The following is a 1007-nucleotide window of genomic DNA, read 5'->3' as shown; positions in this document are numbered from 1 at the left end:
GACCACGGTGGAGCGTTCCACCCCGAACGTCTACGCCGACAAGATCGAGTGGATGTCGCGGAACCTGTCCCGCCGCGAGTTCGTCGCGCTGTCCGCGCACCCGCACAACGACCGCGGCACCGGCGTCGCCTCCGCCGAACTGGCCATCATGGCCGGCGCCGACCGGGTCGAGGGCTGCCTGTTCGGCCAGGGCGAGCGCACCGGCAACCTGGACCTGGTCAACGTCGGGATGAACCTGTTCTCCCAGGGCGTCGACCCGATGATCGACTTCTCCGACATCGACGAGATCCGCCGCACCTACGAGTACTGCAACCGGATGGCCGTCCCCGAGCGCCACCCGTACGCCGGCGACCTGGTCTACACGTCCTTCTCCGGCTCGCACCAGGACGCGATCAAGAAGGGCTTCGACGCCCTGGAGGCGGACGCGAAGGCGGCCGGCGTGCCGGTCTCCGAGTACACCTGGGGCGTGCCGTACCTGCCGATCGACCCGAAGGACGTCGGCCGCAGCTACGAGGCGGTCATCCGGGTCAACAGCCAGTCCGGCAAGGGCGGCATCGCCTACGTGCTGAAGAACGACCACAAGCTGGACCTGCCGCGCCGGATGCAGATCGAGTTCTCCCGGATCATCCAGGCCAAGACCGACGCCGAGGGCGGCGAGGTCACCCCGGCCGCGATCTGGTCGGTCTTCCAGGACGAGTACCTGCCGACCCCGGACAACGCCTGGGGCCGGATCCAGCTGGGCGGTTCGCGGAGCCTGACCACCGAGGACGGCCGGGACGCGCTGGCCACCGAGGCCGTGGTGGACGGCGCCCCCGTCACCCTGACCGGTACCGGCAACGGCCCGGTCTCCGCCTTCGGTGACGCGCTGGCCCGGATCGGCGTCGACGTACGGGTGCTGGACTACGCCGAGCACGCGCTGAGCGAGGGCGGCGACGCCCAGGCGGCCGCGTACGTCGAGTGCGCGGTCGACGGCAAGGTGCTGTGGGGCGTCGGCATCGACTCCAACA

Annotated in this window: 1 protein-coding gene; it reads left to right on the top strand. The window is 70.3% G+C overall.

Going from position 1 to position 1007, the window contains the following annotated elements; genetic code table 11:
* Positions 1-1007 (top strand): 2-isopropylmalate synthase (locus AA75_RS20300; RefSeq protein ID WP_033821555.1); only part of this gene is annotated, 1007 nt, incomplete at both ends.

This window comes from Kitasatospora sp. MBT63, from assembly GCF_000710465.2.
Taxonomy (GTDB): Bacteria; Actinomycetota; Actinomycetes; order Streptomycetales; family Streptomycetaceae; genus Kitasatospora.
The sequence above is the reverse complement of the archived record's forward strand: the minus strand, read 5'-3'. Positions and strand labels throughout refer to the sequence as shown.